A 24,052-nucleotide genomic window follows, 5' to 3' on the forward strand; every position below is an offset into this window, starting at 1 on the left:
ACGACAAGAGGAGGGATTCCAGGTAGACTCCTCCCTCCCACTCTCCTGTTTATTTACCACACCACACATCTAGGGCTAGAGCTAAGAACATAGCCAGCCTCTACCCAGGTCAGAGACCAGGAGACACCACAGGCCCGCTTACTTACTTCTGGAGGCGACGGGAATCGAACCCGTGTCCTGAAAGGCCATCTGCCTCACCGTCTACATGCTTATGCGGCCCTCTACTGTCAGAGGCAAGGCTGGAAAGACCGCAACACCTTCTGCTTCACCTCTCTAGTGCCCGCACTAACTCGCCACTCCGCAGAGGACACATCCCACGGCCGGCTAACCTGCTTATCGTCGCCCTTCTCTATAGCAGGTCTCAAGAGAAAGACGCTACGGCCTTAAACTAGCCGAGCAGCGCGACCGCAGAGCCTTCCGCGGCCACAGCTGGTTGATTCCTGTAGTTAGCAGTTATCTTCTTAACTGACCCGATTTTTTACGAGGCCAACGAGCCCATCCTCGGCATGCAGGCACAGCTTCAACCTCCAGTCGAAACCATTTCGCCCCCTTCAAAGGAAGGGGAGCAAGGTATCATCATTTTTATGCCTAAGCAAGCCCAAAAATTATTTTCCAGGTATGGAGGGGTATAGACAATCAACCTCCTTTTACGTTAAAAGGAAAGTCATGCATGTAGGGCAGGGCAGCATAATAGCAATTGTGAGTTGTCCACTCTGCATTAAAGTGATGCCGGACTGCGCGACCAGATTTCTGCGGGGCGGCTGTGTTCTGTGTTCCTAGATTATTTTTCTGACGGCACTTCGCCCAGCCTGGCAGGTGGGGGTTCAGTGGAGCTTCGTGGCAGACTTGCTAACTGGGCATAGAGATGCCACCGTTCCTGCTGGGGATTTGTACTCACCTGCCGTGGGGGCTTTTCTATCCAAAGTGGACTTTGATCAAGCCTTGAGTTTCTTGCGTAGTGTTCTCCTCTCAATCCAGAGGGCCGGGGGGAGAGGCCCTTGTGCCTCCATCAATGTTCTAGAAAGGCTACGATCCATTGGTCGTACGAGAAGAAAGTCCCATCCTACTACTGCCCTCTCACTTCTTCCGAAAAAGTCTCTCATTGAAGAGACTCACCTTTTCTCCCCCCCACAACCCCAGGATGGAAAGTGGACACTGAGATCACTTTGCAGGGAAGCGCTTTCTTGCGTACGGTGTCCTCATCTAGCAGCTAGTCGCACACAAGTCGTTTTTGGGGTAGGTAATCCGCAGGCAGAATTAATGTTCATTGGGGAGGCTCCAGGAGCAGATGAAGATAAACAAGGAGAACCCTTCGTGGGTCGGGCCGGTCGTTTGCTCACCCGTATCATAGAGACCATGGGTCTCAGTCGGGATGAAGTCTACCTGACGAATATTTTGAAGTGTCGCCCCGATACGCCCGCTGGTCGCGCAGGAAACCGAAAACCCAAATCCGAAGAGGTAGCCGCCTGTTTTCCCTGGCTTCACGAGCAGATTGCCCTCGTCCGTCCTCGCGTTCTCGTCGCGCTGGGGAATACAGCCGCGGAGGGAATTCTCGGTCAACAACGGCCAATGAAGGAACTACGCGGGCGATGGATGGAATACGCCAATATACCTGTCCTGGTTACCTACCATCCTTCTTACTTGCTGAGGAACCAATCCCTCCAGGAAAAACGCAAAGTGTGGAAAGACATGCTTCTTGTGTTAGAAAAATTGGGACGGCCTATTTCCGAGAAGCAAAAAAGCTATTTCCCGGACCCCATGCAGAAATAGAAGGTGCCCGTTTCTGCATCACATGCCAGCTGATGGAAGCATGCCGTTTTCGAACTTTAAGTAGGTATAGGAGGAAAAGCCCTTTTCGTATTCGTTAAGTAAACGCATTCCTTCGTTTGGTTTCAGTTTATCGCCTTTGATTGCTGCATCGGTTTGAGTCTTCATGCGTCGTATTAGTTCATTGACATCCCATTGAGTGAGGAACAGTACCTGACCTACAGTACTGCCGGGCAAGATTTCCTCAATGTAATAGCCTCTTTCTTCATCCTCATCCATAAAGACGTGAATTTCATTCACCCTCCCAAAAAGGTTGTGTAACCCCCCCATAATATCTTGGTACGCTCCTACGAGGAAGAAGCCGAGAAAGTAAGGTTCGCCGGGGCGAAAGCGATGCATAGAGAGGGTTTCCTTTACGTCTTGAAGATCAATAAATTTGTCCACCCTTCCGTCCGAGTCGCAGGTGATGTCTACAAGCGTACCATTCCTCTCAGGGAGCTCATTTAAGCGGTGAATTGGAAGTACAGGAAACAGTTGCCCGAGGGCCCAGTGGTCAAGTAAAGACTGGAAAACGGAGAAATTACAAATAAACTGATCTCCGAGAATATTCTCTATCTCCTTAACCTCCTCCGGGACGTAGCGTATGCCGTGGAACGCCTCCACGATAGCGGAGGCTATCTCCCAATAGACGGTCTCAATTTTTGCCTTTGGGCGCAACTCTAACAGTCCAAGATCGAACATGGCTTGCGCCCGTTCGCGAATTTGCTGGGCATTGTGAAGGCTCTCCAGGCGGTTCTTCTGGGGGAGATTGTCACGTATTTCCAAAATTTCCTCCACCAGCTTGGGATCTTCAGCAGCGGCCCTTCTAACGGAACTTCGAGCATTTTTCTCTATAGAGCCAAAGGCTTCCACAATCAAGACCGAGTGATGTGCTACAGTAGCTCGTCCACTTTCGCTTACAATGATAGGATGCTCCACTCCTTCCGAGTCACATACTTCCATGATGTTGTGTACAATGTCTCGGGTATACTCGTTGAGGGTGTAGTTGGTAGAGCTATTAAAGGTGGTCTTAGAGCCATCATAGTCTACACCTAAGCCCCCTCCTACATCCAAATAGGCGAGGTCGTACCCCATTTTTTGTAGCTTGGAGTAGAATCGAGCAGCCTCACGTATTGCTCGTTTAATAGTGCCAATATCTGGCACCTGGGATCCCACGTGGAAGTGGAGCAATTTGAAAGTGTCGGATCGCCCTACACTATTTAAAGCGTCACAAGCCGCCACCAAATCAGCAGTAGAAAGACCAAACTTTGCATTTGTGCCACCACTAGTAGCCCATTTGCCTGCCCCTTTAGAGTGGAGTCTTACGCGCATGCCAATATATGGTTCGACACTCATTTCCTCGGAAAGTTGAAGCACTTGATAGAGTTCCTCCAGTTTTTCGACAACAATGATCACCCGTTTGCCCAACTTTCTTCCCAAGAGAGCAGTACGGATGAACTCCCTGTCCTTATAACCGTTGCAGATAACAAGGCTTTCTGGATCCGTATGAACAGCCAAGGCAGCCATGAGCTCAGATTTACTACCTGCCTCTAGTCCGATATGGAAGGGGGCCCCGGCATCCAAAATTTCTTCAACCACTTCTCGAAGTTGATTAACTTTAATGGGGAAAACTCCTCGATAGGTATTACGGTATCCAGCTTCCGCAATAGCCGACGTAAAGGAGCGTTGGATAGTTTCTACGCGATCTCGCAGAAGATCCTGAAAACGGATCACTAGCGGCAGGGAAAGCCCGCGACGGCGGGCCTCGTTAACTAACTCGTACAAGTCGATTTGACAGGACGGATTGCGCGTGGGGAGCACTGTAATGTTCCCGGAAGGGTTAATAGTAAAGTACCCATCTCCCCAACAGTCCATATTGTAAAGAGTAATTGCGCCATGGATATCGAACTTACTCATCATGGGGATGCCCACCGTGCGGGATATGCTGCGTCTGCAGTCTGACTTTAAGTTTCTGTGGTGCCAAGTGATTTCTATCTTGCTTAAGAACCCTTCCCCCGTGCAGTTTCGGGCGATTGAAAATTGGTATCGCCCAGCTTAACACTACAATAGGGGACTTTCCTGGAAATGCGGATAAAATTCTGTCCGCCTACCGAGTGTTAAGTAATCGAGGTGCAGAAGTTGTCCTTACCCCTGAACTAGCCCTTTGTGGCTATCCTCCGTTAGATCTCCTTTTTAGGCGAGGGTTTGTCCAGGCCAACATCGAGGCCTTGAGACGCCTACAGCCTCAGATCGACGGCGCGGCACTAATAGTAGGATATGTGGATTACCACAGAGGAATTTTCGGAAAGCCATTTCATAACGCAGCAGCTATCCTAACTCCTGGTCGTCCACTTCAGGTGGTACATAAGTCACTGTTGCCCACATACGATGTCTTCGATGAAGCTCGTTATTTTGAACCTTCAAAAGAGATCCGCCCCGTTCAATTTCCGGACCAACTAGTAGGTGTAACAGTGTGCGAGGACATTTGGGTTACAGGCTATCAGAGGGATCCTGTAAAAGAGCTAGTATTGGCTGGTGCCAAGAGTATTTTGAATCTGAGTGCTTCTCCCTTTCAGGTTGGTAAGGTTGAGGAACGGCTTTACATGCTTCGGGAGGTTGCTATCAGGCACCGGGTGCCGATCTTCTATTGTAATTCAGTGGGTGGTAATGACCAGTTGGTGTTTGATGGACATTCTCTTGTAGTGTCCCCCTCAGGGGGATGGAGGCAGCTTCCTGGATTTCAGGAGCATTTAGAGCTCATCGAGGAAGTTCCCACCAGAGAAACTACCGATAAGGCTCCCAGGAAAGAGAGAGATCTTTTTCGGGCTCTGGTACTAGGCGTGCACGACTATGTGGAAAAATGTGGGTTCCAGAGATGTGTGCTGGGACTTAGCGGAGGCATTGACTCGGCAGTCACGGCCGTTATTGCAGTTTCCGCTGTTGGCAAAGAAAATGTGCTAGGTATTGCTATGCCTGGTCCTTACTCTTCCCGAGCTAGCATTGCAGATGCTTTACACCTGGCGCAAAATCTTGGTATCTGCTGCCTACAAGTTCCCATCATTAGTGCCTTTGAGTCCTTATGCCACCAACTCACGCCAGCCTTGGAGGGATTTCCTACGGGTGTGACAGAGGAAAACCTCCAGGCGCGCCTCCGAGGAGTTACCCTAATGGCATTCGCTAACAAGACAAGCAGTATCGTACTAAACACGGGCAATAAAAGTGAATTGGCCGTTGGATATTGCACTCTATATGGAGATATGTGTGGTGGGCTAGCCGTCCTTTCCGATGTTCCAAAAACTGCCGTTTATCACCTCGCCAAATATATCAACCGAGACGGGATGCTTATCCCGGGCAATATTATTAAAAGACCAGCCAGTGCTGAGTTACACTTCCACCAGATCGATCAAGATAGCCTTCCTCCCTACGAAATTCTGGACTCCGTCCTCCATCTTTATATAGAGAGAAATTGGGCTCTTGAGGACATCATTCAGCAGGGGTTCGATGCAGAGACGGTCCGCTGGATTGTTCATAAGGTGGATACCAGTGAGCATAAACGCCAGCAGGCAGCCCCTGGCATTAGGGTGAGCAGGCAGGCGTTTGGCATAGGTCGTCGCGTGCCTATTGCGCAGAAATTCTACGTATGTTAGGGACAAGTGCTGGCGGTCTCTGTCTTTCTATCCACGCTGGGTCCGTGTCCTAGAGACTTGCTGATGATTGATAAGAAAGCTTTTTTATCCGTGTCGCTTGGCAGCCGGCTAGTATGAGGTTATTTATGGATTATAAGCCTATTATATAAGCCTATTAAGGAGGTTGTGCTCCTTGCTCCTTCTAAATCGATGGCGGCTTCGTGTGGGCTGGAGTAAGCTGGAGCAGTGGAGAAAGTGGTGCGGCTTCTGCGCCTCTTATTTGGATGCTTTCAGGTTGTTATTCTGACCTATAGAAATCAGCAGTGTGGAGATTAGCAGTTGCATCGGGGTGTAGCTCAGTTTGGTAGAGCGCGTGGTTTGGGACCACGAAGTCGCAGGTTCAAGTCCTGTCACCCCGATATCGCTGCCGGCTGAGAAATAAAGTCATAAAGTCATGTCCGGGTACCGCAAGTGCTCTTAGCTGGGAGAAGAGAGCAAAGGGTCGCTTGCGCTTCTACCCTACTGAAAAAGACCTTCTCCCGTTAACTATGGAGGGTTTTGCCCGCCCTCTTCTAGGGTCTCATAGCAGCAGGTGTTTTTTTGAAAGGAAAAAACACTTTACAGGTTTTAGAATCTTCACTTGTAAGCCCCCAACTTAGCTGCTACGCACAAGTTCAGACGTTGATATGGGCGCAGGCCTTTTAGTTTCTAGACTAGAGCAATTGAAAATTGGGCAATTGTTGCCGAAAGGCTTTTTGGTAGCAGTTTAACCCGGGTTGGTTTTTTGTAGGGCCCTATTTTTCCTACTGAACTTGTCTACTATCCTGTGGGATGATGCGAAGGGGAAAAAGAATGTATTAATTTCATGACGTGAGTATAGGGAGGAGTATTGTCCCTCTATCTGATTACCCCTCTATCAGGTTTGCATATGTCTCTTTCGGTACAAAGAAAGTGGATTTTACCTAGGACAGCGGACATGCTCTCCCTTGAAGGTGTGCAAGGTACTCTTGGGCTACCAGCCTGTTTTGTCTCTCTTCTCTCCCAGAGAGGAATCGTAGAGACTGCCTCCATGGAAAGTTTCCTTTATCCCGAGCTTCGATCTCTCTCTGATCCAGAATTGTTGCCGGATATGCTACTTGCTGTAGAACGCGTAGATATTGCTGTGCGTAACGGTGAAAAAATCGTGCTGTACGGAGACTACGATGTGGATGGTGTCGCTTCCCTGGCACTCATTTCTCGCGTCCTTGCAGCCTATCGGATAAGGGCGGAATGCTTTTTACCACAGCGTTCCAAAGAGGGATATGGACTTACCCTTTTGGGTATCAAGCGATGTTTCGAGGAGCACCGTCCCGACCTTCTCATTGCGGTGGATTGTGGGACCAATTCGGTGGAAGAGGTTGCCGCAATCCGCCGTCGAGGGGTAGATGTAGTGATCCTTGACCACCACGAAATTCATTCCAAGCGTCCTGATTGTGTAGCACTGGTCAATCCTAAAACCGGAAAGGACCTTCACTATCTCTGCAGCACTGGGGTTGCGTTTAAACTAGCACATGCCCTTACAAAATACCGGACTATTCCCGGTATAAACCTAAAAGACTACCTGGACATTGTCGCCCTGGCGACGGTGGCAGATCTTGTTCCACTCGTAGGAGAAAACCGTACTCTTGTGAAGTGGGGCTTAAAACAAATGAGAACTACTCGTTGGGTAGGATTGGCAGCACTTACACAAACCGCCGGTGTCGGAGCGTCAATTCGCTCCGCCGACGTTGGGTTTCGTCTTGGCCCACGTATCAATGCGGCTGGTCGGTTGGGTACCGCTCATCAAGCTTTGGCACTTTTACTTTCTGACGACCCTAGAGAAGGTATTAGACTTGCGACGGTCCTCAATGCGCAAAATTTTGAGAGACAAACTATAGAAAAGTCTGTCACCCAGGAAGTGGAGCTTTGGATAGAAGCGCATCATGATTACACACGTAATGCTACCATCGTCGCCGGACATCAAAATTGGCATGGTGGGGTGCTAGGTATTGTGGCATCACGCATTGCAAGGCGCTACCATCGTCCTACCTTTCTCATAGAATTCAACAGCAGAGGGATGGGAAGGGGAAGTGGCCGCAGCATCGAGGGATTTCCGCTTATTGAGGCCTTGCGGCGTTGCTCGAATGTATTGGAGGGATTTGGAGGTCATCGGATGGCAGCCGGATTGACTGTATTAGAAACAAATTTTGAGAATTTTTGCATTTCCTTTGAGAAAGTGGCGAGGAGTCTTGTTACGGAGGAAATGCTTATCCCGCGCTTATACTTGGATGCAGAAGTAAGCGCAGAAAGCCTCTCTCAGTCACTCTTAGAATGGCAGGAGTATCTTGAACCATTCGGGTCTTCTAATCCCCAACCACTTTTCCTTCTTCGTCGGTTACAACCCGTCCGCAGTCCATATTGGATAGGGAATAGGCACCTAAGCCTGAAGCTCACTGCTGGCTGTCAACAGCTACAAGCCATCTTCTTTAATGCTGTTGAATTTAGCATACCTCGTCCTCCCTGGGACATAGCGTTCCACCTAGATCGGAATGAGTTCAGTAAGTACCCTTCTTTCCAACTTCGCATTGTAGATATGAGATCTAGCAAAAGATCGCTATAAAGCTCACCTGGGTTCCCAAATTTCCCAAGCAAAGTTGCATCGAGTTTGCGTGGGTCCCCGCCATACACGCAATCACTGAAAAATCCGCACTCCGTGGACCACTCAGACCATTCTTGCTAGGGGCAAGTCGTCCTATTAAAGCGCCAAGCTGACAGGATGAGTAATTTCGATCCTTATCCACCGTTGGAAGCAATCCTAACCAAAACCAATCCTAGGTATCAAAAGAAGTTTGCGGGACATCCGATTGCAGCCAGCATAGTAACCCGCAGAGTATCTGATGGACTCGCCAGATGCATTCATATCCGAAACTAGCCAAGAAGGATTCCTCCCCCTGTCCCTTCCGGCAGGAAAACTCCCCAGCAGGATAGAAGCACACCCGGTGTAAACCTTTTCCATCATCGGATCACCTGTGTCAAGGCATGTGCATCCCCCGGCAGCTAGCCCAGCTCTCCTTCCTTCCTTCCTTGCTAGAAAGGGAACCGTATATCAGTTCCCAGCACATAACATCAAGAGGCATTGTGTAGCAGTCTCATACTTCATGGACCTGCGCATGGCAACCCCATCCAGGGTCTCCCTGGTTTTACTACAGAAAAGGTTATGCAGGACTAACTTAGTATCGAAAAAAGGCCGTTCCTAACACTAGCAGGCAATTTCCGATGCCTGCGAGGGAAATTCTAGTATGCTCACGTCTAAGCTTGTAAGGTGTGCCTGCTCTCTATATCCATAAAGCCATGAAGAACTATGCAGCCTGGTTGCATGCCAGGCAACAGGGATCCTTCTTCCAGAAGGAGATTCTATTTTCCAGAAAGATATTAAGCGATACAAATGAGGAATTAATTCGGGAGCTTAAAAAAACCGCTTGACTAGTACCTTATTTTCTGGAACGCTACATCTTTCTGTACGGGGGAGGAGGGTTAAAACAAGACCAAGTAGGTTTCTCCTCCACCAGGGGCCCGCTTCGGGCACTTTGGCAGTGCAGACCTTCAGGCAAGTACTTGTTGCCCCTCTCGAGGGGACTCCTGGAGGGAGGATATTTGAAAGTCTGAATTTGGTTTCTTGGTAAGAAACTCAAATCGCTTATGTGACACATAGCAAAAACTGAGATGTGCGTTCTTCGTTGCTTTAAAAAAGAAGAAGAACGGGGAGTCTTTGCTTGGCCTTCTTCGAAGAAGAATTTGGCTTAGTCCAAGTGCTTTTTTCCCAGAAAAAGCTGGCGGAGGTTCCCAGGGTTTGTTTTTTCTTAATTTCTTTTGCCGATCCATGCAACCCTGGTTGTGTGGGGCAGAAGTTTTTATGGAGAGTTTGATTCTAGCTCAGAACGAACGCTGGCGGCGTGGATAAGACATGCAAGTCGAACGGAGTGGGGGTCTGCAGCAATGCAGTCTCCGACTCAGTGGCGTACGGGTGCGTAACACGTGAGTGATCTACCGGTAAGTGGGGGATAGCCCGCCGAAAGGCGAATTAATACCGCATGTAGCTTGGGGGATGTTTATCCCTTAAGTTAAAGCCAGTCCTGGCGCTTTCCGATGAGCTCGCGGCCTATCAGCTTGTTGGTGGAGGTAATGGCTCACCAAGGCAATGACGGGTAGCTGGTCTGAGAGGACGATCAGCCACACTGGAACTGAGACACGGTCCAGACACCTACGGGTGGCAGCAGTCGAGAATTTTTCACAATGGGGGAAACCCTGATGAAGCAACGCCGCGTGGAGGATGAAGGGCTTCGCGCTCGTAAACTCCTGTCAAGCGGGAACAAGAAAGTGATAGTACCGCTAGAGGAAGAGACGGCTAACTCTGTGCCAGCAGCCGCGGTAATACAGAGGTCTCGAGCGTTGTTCGGATTTATTGGGCGTAAAGGGTGCGTAGGCGGTGTGGTTAGTCAAATGTGAAATCTCGGAGCTCAACTTCGAAACTGCACTTGATACTGCCATGCTAGAGGGTTGTAGAGGAGACCGGAATTCACGGTGTAGCAGTGAAATGCGTAGATATCGTGAGGAAGACCAGTTGCGAAAGCGGGTCTCTGGGCAATTCCTGACGCTGAGGCACGAAGGCTAGGGGAGCAAACGGGATTAGATACCCCGGTAGTCCTAGCAGTAAACGGTGCACGTTTGGTATAGGCAGATTCGACCCTGCCTGTGCCGGAGCTAACGCGTTAAACGTGCCGCCTGAGGAGTACGGCCGCAAGGCTAAAACTCAAAGAAATTGACGGGGGCCCGCACAAGCGGTGGAGTATGTGGCTTAATTCGATGCAACGCGAAGAACCTTACCTGGCCTTGACATGTAACGTGATAGCCGATGAAAGTCGGTGACGGTCCGAGAGGATGCTGGGGTTACACAGGTGCTGCATGGCTGTCGTCAGCTCGTGTCGTGAGATGTTGGGTTAAGTCCCGCAACGAGCGCAACCCCTGTGAGCTGTTACTCCCTTTGCGGGGAGTTCTCTGCTCAGACTGCCCTGTGAAACGGGGAGGAAGGTGGGGATGACGTCAAGTCAGCATGGCCCTTACGGCCAGGGCTGCACACGTACTACAATGCGCACTACAGAATGATCCGAGATCGTGAGATGGAGGAAATCCCTAAAAGTGCGCCCAGTTCGGATTGTAGGCTGCAACTCGCCTACATGAAGCCGGAATCGCTAGTAATGGCGTATCAGCTACGGCGCCGTGAATACGTTCCCGGGCCTTGTACACACCGCCCGTCACATCATGGAAGTCGTTTGTACCCGAAGTGTATGAGCCAACCCGCAAGGGAGGTAGTGCCCTAAGGTATGGATGGTAACTAGGATGAAGTCGTAACAAGGTAGCCGTAGGGGAACCTGCGGCTGGATCACCTCCTTTCTAAGGAGCAAGTTACTTTGCAAAGCCAAAGTACAGGTCGACTACCGTCCTCTACTGGACTGGAGAACCTTCCCTACACAGGAAGGACGGTAGGAGGTAACAGTCCCAGTCAGGGACTGGAGCAAACGGGGAACACACCTTTCAGTTTTTGCATGAACCTGGTTTCTGGCGGCTTTTAGCCCCCTGAGAGGAGGAGGCTTGCCCTCTTCCGCTTGGCAGGTGTTGAGCACGTGCTGGACACATGCTAGCTAGAGTGATAGGCGGGGGGCATAGCTCAGTTGGTAGAGCGCCAGCTTTGCAAGCTGGATGTCAGGGGTTCAAATCCCCTTGCCTCCACATTCGTGTGGGGTGTGATGTGCCCTCTGGGCCTGTAGCTCAGCCGGTTAGAGCATGCGCTTGATAAGCGCAGGGTCACTGGTTCAAGTCCAGTCAGGCCCACGTCGGCTCTTTGTGTGCCACGATGTAGCGTAGGGGTTCTTTTTAAGAAAGCTGGTTCTGGCTTTTCAGAGTCCTCGGGTGACTTCTCCTCGAGAATTCTCGAGGGGAGGAGTGTTCTTTGATATCCGCATACAGGGTAGAAAACAACTTCAAACTGAATCACATGGTAGCTAGCGAATACGGGGTTCCTCCCCCACTCGCCAGCAAAGGGTTCAGTTATAGAAAGTAGATAGAAAGAAGAGGTTAAAGAAGAACCTAAAGAGAAAGACGGTTCTTAGCATAAGAGAAAGTTATTAAGAGTGCATGATGGATGCCTTGGTGCCAGAAGGCTATGAAGGACGTGATAAGCTGCGATAAGCTACGGTGAGCGGCAAATACGCTTCGACCCGTAGATTTCCGAATGGGGTAACCCTTCCCAAGTCATGTTGGGAAACTGCCACTTGAATCTATAGAGTGGTTTGAGCAATACCCGGTGAAGTGAAACATCTCAGTAACCGGAGGAAGAGAAAGCGAATGCGATTCCGTAAGTAGTGGCGAGCGAAAGCGGAACAGTCCAAACCGGATAGCTATGCTCTCCGGGGTAGTAGGATCCCAAAAAGAGTAGTTTGGACGTTAGGTAAAGCGCGTGGAAAAGCGCCCCGTAGAGGGTGAGAGGCCCGTGACCGAAAACTGAAGGACATTCTGGGAATTCCTGAGTAATGCGATGCACGTGAAACTTCGCATGAAGCCACGCCGACCACGGCGTAAGACTAAATACTAGCTGGCGACCGATAGTGAACTAGTACCGTGAGGGAAAGGTGAAAAAGTACCGCTGTGAGCGGAGTGAAAGAGTACCTGAAATCGTGCACTTACAAGGTGTCAAAGTCTCGCAAGAGATGATGGCGTGCCTTTTGCTTAATGAGTCTGCGAGTTAGTATCTGTGGCAAGTTTAAGCCCCTCTGGGGTGTAGGCGAAGCGAAAGCGAGTCTGAAATGGGCGATTTGAGCCGCAGGTGCTAGACCCGAAGCGGAGGTGATCTACCCATGGCCAGGATGAAGCCTCGGTAATACGAGGTGGAAGACCGAACTCGTGGACGTTGAAAAGTCCTGGGATGAGCTGTGGGTAGGAGCGAAAGACTAATCAAACCCCGTGATAGCTGGTTCTCCCCGAAATCTATTGAGGTAGAGCCTCGTGTGCTGACCCGCAGAGGTAGAGCACTGGATGAACTAGGGCCCATACCAGGGTACCGAATTCAATCAAACTCCGAATGCTGCGGGGTGGAACACGGGAGGCAGTCCATGAGGGATAAGCTTCATGGTCGAGAGGGAAACAACCCAGATCAGCAGCTAAGGTGCCTAAATCGTGCTTAGTGGAAAGGAAGTGAGGTTGCTTAGACACTGAGGATGTTGGCTTAGAGGCAGCCATCATTTAAACAGTGCGTAATAGCTGACTCAGCGAGTGATCTTGCGCCGAAAATGATTGGCGATAAGCGCGATACCGAAGCTCTGGATTTCTCAGGGAGGTCTCTCTGAGGAGTGGTAGGGGAGCGTTGTCAGTACGGAGAAGCTTTCAGGTAACTGGGGGTGGAGTGCTGACAAGTGAGAATGCAGACATGAGTAGCGATAAGCCGGGTGGAATTCCCGGCCGCCGTAAACCCAAGGTTTCCTGGGCAAGGTTCGTCCTCCCAGGGTGAGTCGGAACCTAAGTCGAGGCCGGAGGGCGTAGACGATGGAGAGCAGGTTAATATTCCTACACCAGTTTGGTCAAAGCGCAGTGGGGACGTATGATGAGAGTGTGGCCGCCGATTGAAAGTGGCGGTCCCCCTTAAAGGGGGGGACGTGGAGGCTTCGGCCTAAGCGGATTGCACTAACAAAATACCAAGAAAAGCTGCTGTGCGTTCCCTAGCTGTCCGTACCGCAAACCGACACAGGTGGGTGGGCATAAGTGTGCCAAGGCGCGTGAGTGAAACCTCGTTAAGGAACTCGGCAATCTAGCCCCGTAACTTCGGAAGAAGGGGTGCCCCCCCTAGGGGGGGTCGCAGTGAATGGGGTCAACCGACTGTTTAACTAAAACACAGCACTCTGCTAAATCGTAAGATGATGTATAGGGTGTGACACGTGACCAATGCCGAAAGATTACGGTAAGAGGTTAGCCCCCAAAGGGCGAAGCTTTGATCCTAAGTCCCGGTGAATGTCGGCCGTAACTATAACGGTCCTAAGGTAGCGAAATTCCTTGTCGGGTAAGTTCCGACCCGCACGAATCGTGTAACGAGTTGACCGCTGTCTCAACGAGGAGCTCAGCGAAGTTGTAATGGCGGTGAAGATGCCGCCTACCCGCAGTAGGACGGAAAGACCCTATGCACCTTTACTGTACGCTGTCATTGGTATTTCGGTTTTGATGCTTAGCGTAAGTGGGAGGCTATGATCCGCAGCTTTTGGGCTACGGTGAGCCGCCGGTGAAACACCACTCTTCAATATTGGAATACCTAACCTTAGCCCGTTAACCGGGTGAGGGACCCTGGCAGCTGGTCAGTTTGACTGGGGCGGTCTCCTCCCAAAGAGTAACGGAGGAGTACGAAGGTTGGCTCAGCTTGGTTGTCAATCAAGCGACGAGTATATGGATATAAGCCAGCTTAACTGTGAGACCTACAAGTCGAGCAGATGCGAAAGCAGGTCCAAGTGATCCGGTGGTCGAATGTGGAATTGCCATCGCTCAACGGACAAAAGGTACGCTAGGGATAACAGGCTGATCCTGCCCAAGAGCTCATATCGACGGCAGGGTTTGGCACCTCGATGTCGGCTCATCACATCCTGGGGCTGGAGAAGGTCCCAAGGGTCCGGCTGTTCGCCGGTTAAAGTGGTACGCGAGCTGGGTTCAGAACGTCGTGAGACAGTTCGGTCCTTATCCACTGTGGGCGCAGGAGAATTGAGGGATTCAGTCCCTAGTACGAGAGGACCGGGATTGACAAACCTCTGGTGAGCCAGTTGTTCCGTCAGGGGCACCGCTGGGTAGCTAAGTTTGGAAAGGATAAGCGCTGAAAGCATCTAAGCGCCAAGCCCTTCCCAAGATGAGTTCTCCCTTAAGAGTCGTGGAAGACTACCACGTTGATAGGTTGCAGGTGTAAGCATAGCAATATGTTCAGCTCAGCAATACTAATAACTCGTTTGACTTTCCTAGTGCTAGGAGTCGGACCCTGTGTGCGGAGGCGATACGAAAATACAAAAACCACCTGGTGATTAGGCGTAGTGGTCCCACCCGTTGCCATCCCGAACACGGAAGTGAAACGCTACAAGCTCCGATGGTAGTGCATCTATAGGGTGTGTGAGAGTAGGACGTTGCCAGGTGGTTATTGTTTGTAGGAGCCCGCTAGGTTCTTGCGGGCGACTACGTACCCTTTTCGTGCTCCTTTTTTTTATTTGGCTCCATTAGTAAGCACTTAGTAAGCCCTAAAAGCACTAGGCGACAGTTACCTCCTCACAGAGGTAAACGTCTTGGATAGCCTGGAGGAGTGCTACTCCTTCCTTCATTGGCCGTTGAAATGCCTTCCTGCCAGAGATGAGCCCTTGTCCTCCGGCCCTCTTATTGACGACTGCAGTATAGATAGCCTCCGGAAGATCGTTTTTACCACCCGAAGCGCCTCCGCTACTGATGAGCCCTACGCGCCCCATGAAGCAGTTGGCTACCTGATATCTACAAAGATCTACGGGGTGTTTGCTTGTTAGCTCCAGATACACTCGCTTGTCAGATTTTCCATACCTCTGGCCCACGCCCCCCAAAGTGGGGAATCCACCATTGTTTTCAGGAAGCTTCTGTTTGATGACATCAGCCTGGATAGTGGCACCCAAGTAGTTGGCTTGACCTGTGAGGTCAGCAGAAAGGTGCAAATCTCTATCTTCCCTCACGAAAGAGGCATTACGTAGATAACACCACAAAACGGTCACCATGCCGAGTTCATGCGCTAGAGCAAACAGTTCAGAAATTTCGACAATTTCTCGCGGAGCATCCTCTGAGCCAAAGTAGACCGTTGCCCCTATGGCAGCAGCCCCTAGCTCATAAGCTTGCTTAACAGTACCAAAAAGAATCTCTCTATGCTTATTAGGGTAGGTAAGCAGCTCATTATGATTGATCTTCACCAGGAAGGGAATTTTGTGTGCATATCTCCTAGCGACAGCTCCCAGAACTCCAAAAGTGGACGCCACAGCATTGCATCCACCTTCAATTGCAAGTCTAACGATATTCTCCGGATCAAAATATTCGGGATTAGCAGCAAAACTGGCCCCAGCTGAGTGTTCAACACCCTGATCTACTGGCAAAATGGAGAGATAGCCCGTCCCGCTAAGACGACCATGGCGATAGATCCGATTTAAATTGCCTAACACACGGTTATTCCGATCTGACGGCAAGAAAACCCTTTCTATAAAATCCGCGCCCGGTAAGTAGAGTGTTTCCTTAGCAAAGGTCCGGCTAGTATGAGTCAGTAAACACTCAGCCCCTTCCCCGAGGATGCGAACAATTTGATCTATCACAATTACGCTTCTTTTATTATTTGTTACCCGGACACCACCTATAGAGCCCGTAAGCAGATTAAAGTGCCCTTAGACGGGCTATATCTTAATCAGAAGAACCCCCGTCTACACAAGGAAAACCACAGATACAAAGGTGACAGGAAGTACCTAGCTTAGATACCTAGCTTAACTTCCCTTCGGACAACTCGTGGAATAGGTAGGCTAAGACATAAGCCACGGTCTTACAAATTATTCTGGCGCAGGAGAATGTGGCCCGAAAACGCCTCTGATAGAATCAGACAGAGAGTTAACCCAACATAATCTGAAAGGCGAATCTTGCGTGGCTAGGGAGGGAATCGAACCCCCGGCACAAGGATTTTCAGTCCTCTGCTCTACCGACTGAGCTACCTAGCCAAAGATGGAGCAACCGCTGTCCTTAACAGCAGAGGAAGGTATAACAACCCAAATGTGGGCGCAAGAATCTAACTCACATGGAACCATTTGGGAAACTCGCAGCGGAAGCAGAACTTGGAAAATTGCAGTGTTGCCCGCCTGATTAGCAAAATATTCAGAGGTTAGGCACCTGCGCGTTGTTCTTGTTACGGACCTTCGCTTCCAGGTCTATAGACATCATTGATGACATAGACTAGATTCTTCCGGAGTGTTATCATTGGCCGATCAGTATCAGGCGACCTTTTTATGACCAGCGCAGAAATACGATCTTCCTTCCTCAAGTTTTTTTCCTCTAAGGGACACTCCCTCATCCGCTCTTCCAGCCTTTTACCAGACTCCCCAAACTTACTGTTTACTAATGCTGGCATGAACCAGTTTGTGCCGATTTTTCTTGGTGAGTGTCCTCCGGATGTAAGTAGTTGGCCAGAAGTTCTTCCAGGAATGTCCACCCGAGCCGCTAGTACCCAAAAATGCCTCCGCGCTGGAGGGAAACACAACGACCTCGAAGATGTCGGATTGGATACGTACCACCATACTTTCTTCGAAATGCTAGGGAATTGGAGTTTTGGCGACTATTCTAAAAGGGAAGCCATTGAATGGGCCTGGGAACTCATAGCATGCCGGTGGAAATTTCCACCGCAGCGGCTCTACGCTAGTTTCTATCGGCCAGCTCCTGGCGAGCCTAGCGAGATAGACGAAGAGGCTTGTGAGTGCTGGGGCAATCTCTTTCGAAATGCCGGCCTTGATCCCAGAATCCACGTCCGTAGTGGCGGGAAAAAGGATAATTTTTGGATGATGGGAGACAATGGCCCATGTGGGCCGTGCAGCGAGTTGCATATAGATTTAACTCCTGCTGGTGATTCTTGTGGAAATCTGATTAATACTGGGAGCGTGTACTGTATGGAAATTTGGAATCTCGTTTTCATCCAGTTCAACCTACTCCAGGATAGTACTATCGCCCCTCTCCCTACACAACATGTCGACACCGGTATGGGACTTGAGCGCATAGCCTCTGTCCTTCAGGGTACTCGGGGGTTTACGGACTTCTCCCATACAGTTTCTAATTACGAGACCGATCTCTTCTACCCACTACTGCAGCAAACCGAGAAATTAAGTGGCAAGCAGTATATGGCTACCCTGCCTCCATTGGACAATCGGAACCACCAAGAAATGGTGGACACCGCCTTCCGAGTAGTTGCCGATCACCTTCGCACCCTCGCTTTTGCCATTGCCGACGGAATTTTTCCGGATAACACCGGTCGGGGCTATGTGCTGCGGCGGATACTACGCCGGGCTGTTCGACACGGGAGAGTTTTAGGCTTACGTAAGCCATTTTTGCACCGGCTTGTTGCGGTTCTTGTTGGGATAATGGGAAACGTTTTCCAAGAACTTATCTCTCAACAAGCACGGGTAGAGGAGATCATTCGAGCAGAGGAAGAGGCTTTTTACAAAACACTTGATAGAGGATTGCAAGTCTTTAAGGAAATTATCTCTCGCCTTAGGACACTAGGTTCCTCCATAGTGCCGGGAGAGGATGCTTTTCGCCTTTCAGACACCTACGGCTTCCCTATAGATCTTACCCAATTAATGGCCAGGGAGGTTGGATTTTCTGTAGACCAAACAGGTTTTGAGCAATACATGGGACAACAGCGCTCCTTGGCGCGCGCTAATCAGAGAAGAGAACTTACTCAGGCAAGCGCACAAGGAATCACGACGCAGTTCCTTGGTTATGAGTCCCTAGAGTCTACTGGAGTCATTCGTGATCTTTACACTGGAACAGATGGGACTTGGCTTGCCCTAGACAAAACCCCCTTCTACCCAACAATGGGGGGCCAGGTTGGTGATTCTGGTTATCTGAAAACTCTCCAGGAAGAAAGTAGTCAGCACTTCCCTGTCCTTACGGCGATGCGTTCTGGGGATGCCCTGTATCATCGTCTAGCTTCTGAGGGGAAGGAGTGCCTCACGCTTGCAATAGGAACACAAGTTCAAGCTGTCGTAGACTCCAGGAGACGGATAGCTATCGAACGCCATCATTCTGCTACGCACCTCCTCCACTGGGCACTACGCGAAGTTCTGTCCTGCAGTATCGCACAACGTGGCTCATATGTAGGGGCAAAAAAGTTGACATTTGATTTTGGAAGTGGTGCCCTGACTCAAGCAAGGCTCACTGATGTCGAGAAACTAGTCAACGAACGCATCCTGGAAAATTCACAAATCTCATGGATGCAACTTCCTTACAATGAGGTGCGAGGACGTGCTGATGTTATACAGATCTTCAGTGAGAAGTATGGTAGGAACGTGCGCATCGTCCAGATCGGAGGCACAGCAGGTTCGTTGGACGGATACTCAATGGAACTTTGTGCTGGAACTCACTGCCGAGCTACGGGGGAACTAGGAGTATTCCGAATTATCTCCGAGGAAGCGGTAGCCGCTGGTGTACGCCGTATCGAAGCAGTTGCAGGCTATGCTGCATACCTCTTTATTCAATGCCAAACAGAATTGTTGTGTCGCCTAGCAGGAAAACTAGGTGCACCTGTGGTGCAATTGGAACAAAAGGTAGATTTTGCCATCAAACGGTCTAGGATGCTGGAGAAACAGCTGCGGGTTTCTCAGCAACGACAAGCTAATGCCATTGCCAGCGTCTTATTGGAAAGGAAGAGTACTATTGGGGAGATTCCGGCCATTGTGGAGAATGTAGGGGAGATTAATGGGGTCGTCCTGGAGGAGGTTTCAAATTCCATTAAAGACCGATTTGATGGGGTCTTAGTCCTCGGAGGAAGCGAGAACGATGTAGTTTTACTAATAGTAACTGTTCCTTCTTCCTGGGTTCCGAAACTCTCCGCGAGAAACATCGTGCAAGAGATTACACATATTGTAGGTGGCACTGGGGGTGGAGGAACAGATAGAGCCAGAGGAGGGGGTAGGGGAGTAAGACATCTTGGGGAAGCGCTGCAGCGGGCGGTTGAGCTCATTAGGGGTGCGTTGTAGCTTTTATGCCAGCAAGAGTATGTCCCCCGGATAGGAAAAGCAGTCTCACTAAGCAGCACTCACTTTCTACCAAGCACGGCACGGCACAACCTGGGAGTTTTCTCTTATTTAGTTGGAAGAACCCCGCCATGACCCTTCCCAATCGCCTCACCTTGGCCCGCTTTTCCCTTACAGTACTTTTTGTGGTGGCTACAGAAAGCCCATTCAGATGGAATATGACACTTGCACTGGTCTTTTTTACCCTGGCGACCTTGACGGATTACCTCGACGGACTGCTTGCTCGCAGGCGGAGCCTGGCGACCAATTTTGGAAGACTAATGGATCCCTTAGCAGACAAGGTCCTCAATGCATCAGCGTTTATTCTCCTACTCATTTATGCAGATCTCCCTGCATGGGTAGTAATGATTATCATCGCAAGGGAATTCTTGATCACAGGATTGCGTCTCCTCGCTGGAAGCAAGGGCGTCATTCTTCCAGCAGAACGACTGGGGAAACATAAAACAGTCTGGCAAATGATGACCATTTTTTTCTTCCTGATGCTTGCAACATTTTTGGAGTGGCAATTGCGGCCAGCATGGTGGGCATCTACTTGGATCTATGGTGGATGGATACTTGTTACAGTTACTCTAACACTCACTCTGTACTCTGGTCTAGGTTATCTCTGGAGAAACCGAGCGTTATTCATTGCAAATTAGGGAAGGTATGGGCTTGAAGGATCGAATTCTTGGGGAAGACAATTGGCGATTCAGAATTTAGTTCTTCGGAATCAAGTCACTACGCGGGGTCATGGAAAAAATCTCCAGAAAGCACACTTCAAGAGCAAGGGACTCGTTGACTCCAACGGCCAGGAACCTCTGGAGAAGCTCCAGTAATTCTATTTGCTGGAGGAGAATTCCATGTGGAGCTTTAGCAAGAAGAACAGCCGTAGGATCAGGAGAAACAATCCCGAGATGGGAGGTGCGAAGCCCCTCTGCAAGGCAACTTTTCAAAGCTGTAACTAGGCCATGTCGTAGATAAACGAAAGTAGACTCCATCATGGCCTTGGAACACTTCGCGCGTTCCTCGATCCATGCACCATCGGTACCCTTTTGATAGCGGTGCCTGTAGTGCTCAAGTTCTGCTCCAGCTTGCTTGGCTGCATCCTCTTTACACTTAGCTAGTATGGTTTGAAACTCCCTCACAAACTGGAATGTCTGAGCAACTGCTCCAATTCCGAGTTGTAGGCAGTGATTGAAATGTTTCACAATAGACCTCTCTTGTGGGGTAGCTTGCCGTTTTTCTTTGTGATACAATGGCACCCGGATGCACCTCGAGAGGATGGTTGGCAAGATAGTTTCTAGGCTGGTAGCGAGGAGTACTAGAAAGGTGTCATTAGGTGGTTCTTCCAGGGTTTTTAGGAAGGCATTGGCGGCATTGAGAGCAAAACGGTCTGCCTCCTGAATTATTGCGACCTTAGCAGTCCCAGTCACAGACCGCTTCCGAAGCAGATGTTCCAAAAGGCGTACTTGTCCAATAACAATGCGTCGGGTTTTAGAAACGGGCTGAACTCTATGAAAGTCTGGATGTGAAGAGCAAGAGCCAAGTACTTCTTCTGAGCAGCGCAAGATCAGCGCAGCAAGTTTTCTAGCTAGATCTTTCTTCCCAGAGCCGGAGGCACCGTGGATCAAATAGGCATGAGCAAGGTGATGCGCTTTATGGGAGGCGGCTAAGTATTCCAGGGCGTTCCTAGCTAAGAGGGCCATATCTTTCTTCCAAAGTCATTATAATTATCTGAGAAAGTGCATCTACTGGCTGCTCAGCATCCAAAACCACGAAACGGTCTGGATTTGCTTGAGCAAGCTCCAAGTAGCCTCTACGAACTAAGGCATGGTATTTCAAGGATTCTTTCCCTATCCCGCTCGGGTTAAGGGAGGTGTCGCGACGAGAAACACGTTGCAACGCAACCTCAGAATCTATGTCTAAGAGAAAGGTCACATCTGGAATACAACCACTTACCACTTGCTGGTTAACGTATTCGACGAAGTTGTGCGGCAGGCTACGTGCTTTGCCTTGGTAAACTGTGGTAGAATCAAGAAAGCGATCGCAAACAACAATGGAGCCCGCAAGGAGAGCAGGGAGAATCTTCTCCCGAACTAGTTGCGCTCTGCTGGCGGTGAAGAGTAATAACTCCGCCTCCGGAAACAGTTTAGAAGTTCCCACGGTGGTTGCCTTAAGAAGATGGCGAACAGATTCACCAAGAGCTGTCCCACCTGGTTCCCTCAGTGCCAAGAGGGGCCTATCATAATCTCGGAATGCCTGCGCAAGTCTGAGGATTTGTGTAGTTTTTCCACATCCTTCTGCACCTTCGAAGGAAATGAAAACACCCCTCGGCCTTGCAGCAAAATCGTGCGGGTACATATGGACTTTGTGGACTTTGTTAAAGAAGCGATGGGGGGAATTTTGGCCACGCTGTAACCCTCCTCTTCTTTTGAAGATCCTCCAGACAAAGATAGTTACAGCAGAGCAGCACTGGGCTTTTTGTGGTATCCTAGGTTGCCAGCAGAGACCACAAACTATTAAGGATCCTACAGAAACAAGCGAATCTTTTTGCCCCCTTTTCCGGAGTAGGTGAGTAGAAAATGAGCGGAGACTTTTGTTCGCGTGCCGATTGGGAAACGGGGGGTTTCCACCTTACACGCTGGGTGCCCCGAACAGAACATAGTCGCTTTTGGGTGAAAAAGCAGGTGGCTATGATTTTTCTAACTTCTTAGTAGGAAACCGACTACAAAAAGTGCCAGCTTCCCTGGAAGCTGCATTCATGAGTGTCCGTTTTTGGACTCCAACAGCTTTCTGAAGAGAAATATCGCGGGGTCTTTCAGAAACAGTGCCTATTGCGAGTCGTGAAGAACTCCATCTGATTATGCCCTCAGTTGCGGAAGGCCTGGGATTTAGGCAGGTGGTCTTGTTCTGCGAAAATGGACCCGATTTATCTCTTGAGGGGTATTGAGCTAATGCCTTTGGCTTTAGCATTTTTAAAACATTGACGTGGCACGTTTATGATCATCGGTAGGTAGGATTATTGCTCTCAATGCCGCCGCCAAAAATGGTCCAGCACTTGCCCCCTTCATTAACGAATCTATGGTAGTATTCAACCACAAAATTGGACGGCGTTTGCCAAATGCTACTTCTCCGTTCCTTAGTTGAAGGAGCCATGGGAACAACGCGACCTGCTCTCTCTGTGTCTTTTTGCCGGCTTCGGCAAAAATGGAGCATGTCAAGGCAGTGCAGGCTTATATTGGCCCCATCGCCTGGGCCCAAAATTCCAATTTTATCTCCAAGGAGTTAAGATCTAACCCTTTTCTCCTATCTGTTGATATGTTGACTCCTCAGAGAGGAGTCTTTTTCATGAGACATCCTAGAATCCAAGTGGGGACTTCTCACCAAAAGAATTTATTGGCGACGAGATAGAGGCAGTCAAACCAGCGTCCAGGAGAGCTGGATGTCGGGAAGAACTTTGCTCTTGTTTCTACAGCTAGTTTAGGAAGACCAATCTGTTATCCGGCGCATGTTAGAAATTGCACGACTTAACCCAGGAAGCCACCCACGATCGTAGCAACCTATACCTCTTGCTGCGGAGCCCTGAGGGACGAAAGACCGGCTTTATTTTAGTGCACTCCCGGATAGGAAAACGTGTAAGGTAGGTATCAGGTACCCGCGTCTTCTGTGTCTCAATTGCCACGAACCTATGGATCCTTCCTTGGCTTACTTTCTTTAGTTAAGCCCACCTCTTAATCCTGATCAGCTCTTGGGAAGGTTTTATTTTTTTCTCTTTTTCTCTTGCGGGAGAATAGTGGTGGAAAGGGCTGTCAGGACACTAGGGAAGGCAGGAGGATACTTTGCGCATCCAAGTTCTGCTGAAGAACTACCCTACTTAATACCTAGAGACAAGAAAAGAAGTGTGCAGCAATTGCCCTTTCCACGCTGCGCAGATGGGTCTTTCCTCCGGGGAAACAAACTCTAGATTTTATCGCTGCTCAGCACAAACGTCATCCCTACCTCCTAGCAAGGCAAAATTCTTTACTCAGACCAGAGTACCATCGCTGCCAGTCTGCTTTAGACACTCTAAAAGTCACTTGTACTTAAGGAGCCAGGATGCGTGACTTTGGACAAGGCCCAGGATACTGCCCTGCACATAAGAGACTGTTTGGCAATTTTAACGGATGCCTCACGACAACGGGGGCGGCCGCAGCAGTCTATCTGAGGAGATCGGGCCAGTTTGCAAGCGTATCGGCTTCGCAAACTGCTCTACGAATTGCCCCAAGGCCAAGAGCCTTCCTACCGTCTTACCTTCCGGTGCAGCGCTGCTATTGTAGACGTTATCAACTGGGTAAAGGGGTGGTAAGGTCCTAATGAAAAACCAGTACAGGGATGCAAAACAGCTTGTTTCTGGCGAAGTTTGGCAGACTGGCCGAGAAAAGCCGACCTTTGGATAATCCAAAGCGAGGACACAGCAAATGAGATGTTACGCGGTGCGGACTAGCAAGAGACCTTATCAGACACAACCACGTTCTTCATAGAGAGGAAGCATTTTATTCCTGGAAAATAAGGAATTGCCGAAGGAATCATGGCTTTGGCCGCCTTGTGTCGCATGCAGAATAAGTGTCTCCTGATTGGAGTAGCTCCCCCTCTCCAAGGCACAAGAGTAGTTTTTCTTATCTGCAGCTTTTTTTAAATATAGATGCTTTAGCGAAGCCCTTGCGATACAGCGATTCTACAATCGAAACTTTTAGGTACTTCTTCAGTTCCCTT

At 49.7% G+C, this 24,052-nt stretch carries 9 protein-coding genes, 4 tRNA genes, 3 rRNA genes and 1 other RNA gene; 11 read left to right on the forward strand and 6 right to left on the reverse strand.

Translation table 11 applies throughout. The features are described 5' to 3' along the window. Nucleotides 1-146 precede the first annotated feature (146 nt). Nucleotides 147-550, reverse strand: a transfer-messenger RNA (tmRNA) gene (ssrA, locus tag JMM79_03940). Between the two features lie 392 nt (nucleotides 551-942). On the opposite strand from ssrA, the gene JMM79_03945 reads away from it, so the two are divergent. After that, nucleotides 943-1,770, forward strand: a complete 828-nt coding sequence (locus tag JMM79_03945; GenBank protein QQY08780.1) for a uracil-DNA glycosylase — start codon at nucleotides 943-945, stop codon at nucleotides 1,768-1,770. Between the two features lie 18 nt (nucleotides 1,771-1,788). Here the strand turns inward: JMM79_03945 and speA are convergent, their stop codons facing one another. After that, the gene (speA, locus tag JMM79_03950) at nucleotides 1,789-3,726 is read right to left on the reverse strand and encodes a biosynthetic arginine decarboxylase (protein QQY08366.1); all 1,938 of its coding nucleotides are present in this window, start codon (nucleotides 3,724-3,726) and stop codon (nucleotides 1,789-1,791) included. A 113-nt stretch (nucleotides 3,727-3,839) separates the two neighbouring features. Here speA and JMM79_03955 point away from each other — a divergent pair, with 113 nt between their 5' ends. The 8 genes from JMM79_03955 to rrf all read left to right on the forward strand — a co-directional run bounded on the left by JMM79_03955 (nucleotide 3,840) and on the right by rrf (nucleotide 14,662). Then, nucleotides 3,840-5,453, forward strand: a complete 1,614-nt coding sequence (locus JMM79_03955; GenBank protein QQY08367.1) for an NAD+ synthase — start codon at nucleotides 3,840-3,842, stop codon at nucleotides 5,451-5,453. Between the two features lie 324 nt (nucleotides 5,454-5,777). Next, nucleotides 5,778-5,851 (forward strand) — tRNA-Pro (locus JMM79_03960). Between the two features lie 557 nt (nucleotides 5,852-6,408). After that, complete coding sequence (recJ, locus tag JMM79_03965; GenBank protein ID QQY08368.1) at nucleotides 6,409-8,070, forward strand: single-stranded-DNA-specific exonuclease RecJ; 1,662 nt, start codon at nucleotides 6,409-6,411, stop codon at nucleotides 8,068-8,070. A gap of 1,290 nt (nucleotides 8,071-9,360) precedes the next feature. Next, nucleotides 9,361-10,901, forward strand: a 16S ribosomal RNA gene (locus JMM79_03970). Between the two features lie 263 nt (nucleotides 10,902-11,164). After that, nucleotides 11,165-11,237 (forward strand) — tRNA-Ala (locus JMM79_03975). A 28-nt stretch (nucleotides 11,238-11,265) separates the two neighbouring features. Then, nucleotides 11,266-11,339 (forward strand) — tRNA-Ile (locus JMM79_03980). 283 nt (nucleotides 11,340-11,622) lie between these two features. Further along, a 23S ribosomal RNA gene (locus JMM79_03985) occupies nucleotides 11,623-14,495 on the forward strand. A 51-nt stretch (nucleotides 14,496-14,546) separates the two neighbouring features. Next, a 5S ribosomal RNA gene (gene rrf, locus JMM79_03990) occupies nucleotides 14,547-14,662 on the forward strand. Together the 16S, 23S and 5S rRNA genes with 2 tRNA genes alongside form the textbook arrangement of a ribosomal RNA operon. 111 nt (nucleotides 14,663-14,773) lie before the next feature. Here rrf and JMM79_03995 read toward each other — a convergent pair. Next, nucleotides 14,774-15,841: a class I fructose-bisphosphate aldolase gene (locus JMM79_03995; GenBank protein ID QQY08781.1), complete on the reverse strand. Its 1,068-nt coding sequence runs from the start codon at nucleotides 15,839-15,841 to the stop codon at nucleotides 14,774-14,776. 323 nt (nucleotides 15,842-16,164) lie between these two features. Further along, nucleotides 16,165-16,237 (reverse strand) — tRNA-Phe (locus JMM79_04000). Between the two features lie 285 nt (nucleotides 16,238-16,522). Between JMM79_04000 and alaS the strand changes: the two genes are divergently transcribed. Continuing rightward, nucleotides 16,523-19,264 (forward strand): alanine--tRNA ligase, encoded by a 2,742-nt coding sequence (gene alaS / locus JMM79_04005; GenBank protein ID QQY08369.1) that lies wholly within the window; start codon nucleotides 16,523-16,525, stop codon nucleotides 19,262-19,264. Between the two features lie 128 nt (nucleotides 19,265-19,392). Then, on the forward strand, nucleotides 19,393-19,959 hold the full coding sequence (gene pgsA, locus JMM79_04010) for a CDP-diacylglycerol--glycerol-3-phosphate 3-phosphatidyltransferase (GenBank protein ID QQY08370.1): 567 nt from the start codon (nucleotides 19,393-19,395) through the stop codon (nucleotides 19,957-19,959). Nucleotides 19,960-20,016: 57 nt separating this feature from the next. On the opposite strand, the gene JMM79_04015 is transcribed toward pgsA, so the two are convergent. Further along, nucleotides 20,017-21,006 carry a hypothetical protein gene (locus tag JMM79_04015; GenBank protein ID QQY08371.1) on the reverse strand — a complete coding sequence of 330 codons (990 nt, stop codon included), beginning with the start codon at nucleotides 21,004-21,006 and terminating at the stop codon, nucleotides 20,017-20,019. After that, nucleotides 20,990-21,661 (reverse strand): dTMP kinase, encoded by a 672-nt coding sequence (gene tmk / locus JMM79_04020; GenBank protein QQY08372.1) that lies wholly within the window; start codon nucleotides 21,659-21,661, stop codon nucleotides 20,990-20,992. The genes JMM79_04015 and tmk overlap by 17 nt, the downstream gene beginning before the upstream one ends. Nucleotides 21,662-24,052 lie beyond the last annotated feature (2,391 nt).

Source organism: Candidatus Xiphinematobacter sp. (genome assembly GCA_016766635.1).
Taxonomy (GTDB): Bacteria; Verrucomicrobiota; Verrucomicrobiia; order Chthoniobacterales; family Xiphinematobacteraceae; genus Xiphinematobacter.

Coding starts and splice junctions, on each gene's coding strand:
- JMM79_04015 (QQY08371.1), bottom strand. CDS start 21,006: ATGGCCCTCTTAGCTAGGAACGCCCTGGAATACTTAGCCGCCTCCCAT.
- speA (QQY08366.1), bottom strand. CDS start 3,726: ATGATGAGTAAGTTCGATATCCATGGCGCAATTACTCTTTACAATATG.
- recJ (QQY08368.1), top strand. CDS start 6,409: ATGCTCTCCCTTGAAGGTGTGCAAGGTACTCTTGGGCTACCAGCCTGT.
- alaS (QQY08369.1), top strand. CDS start 16,523: ATGACCAGCGCAGAAATACGATCTTCCTTCCTCAAGTTTTTTTCCTCT.
- pgsA (QQY08370.1), top strand. CDS start 19,393: ATGACCCTTCCCAATCGCCTCACCTTGGCCCGCTTTTCCCTTACAGTA.
- tmk (QQY08372.1), bottom strand. CDS start 21,661: ATGTACCCGCACGATTTTGCTGCAAGGCCGAGGGGTGTTTTCATTTCC.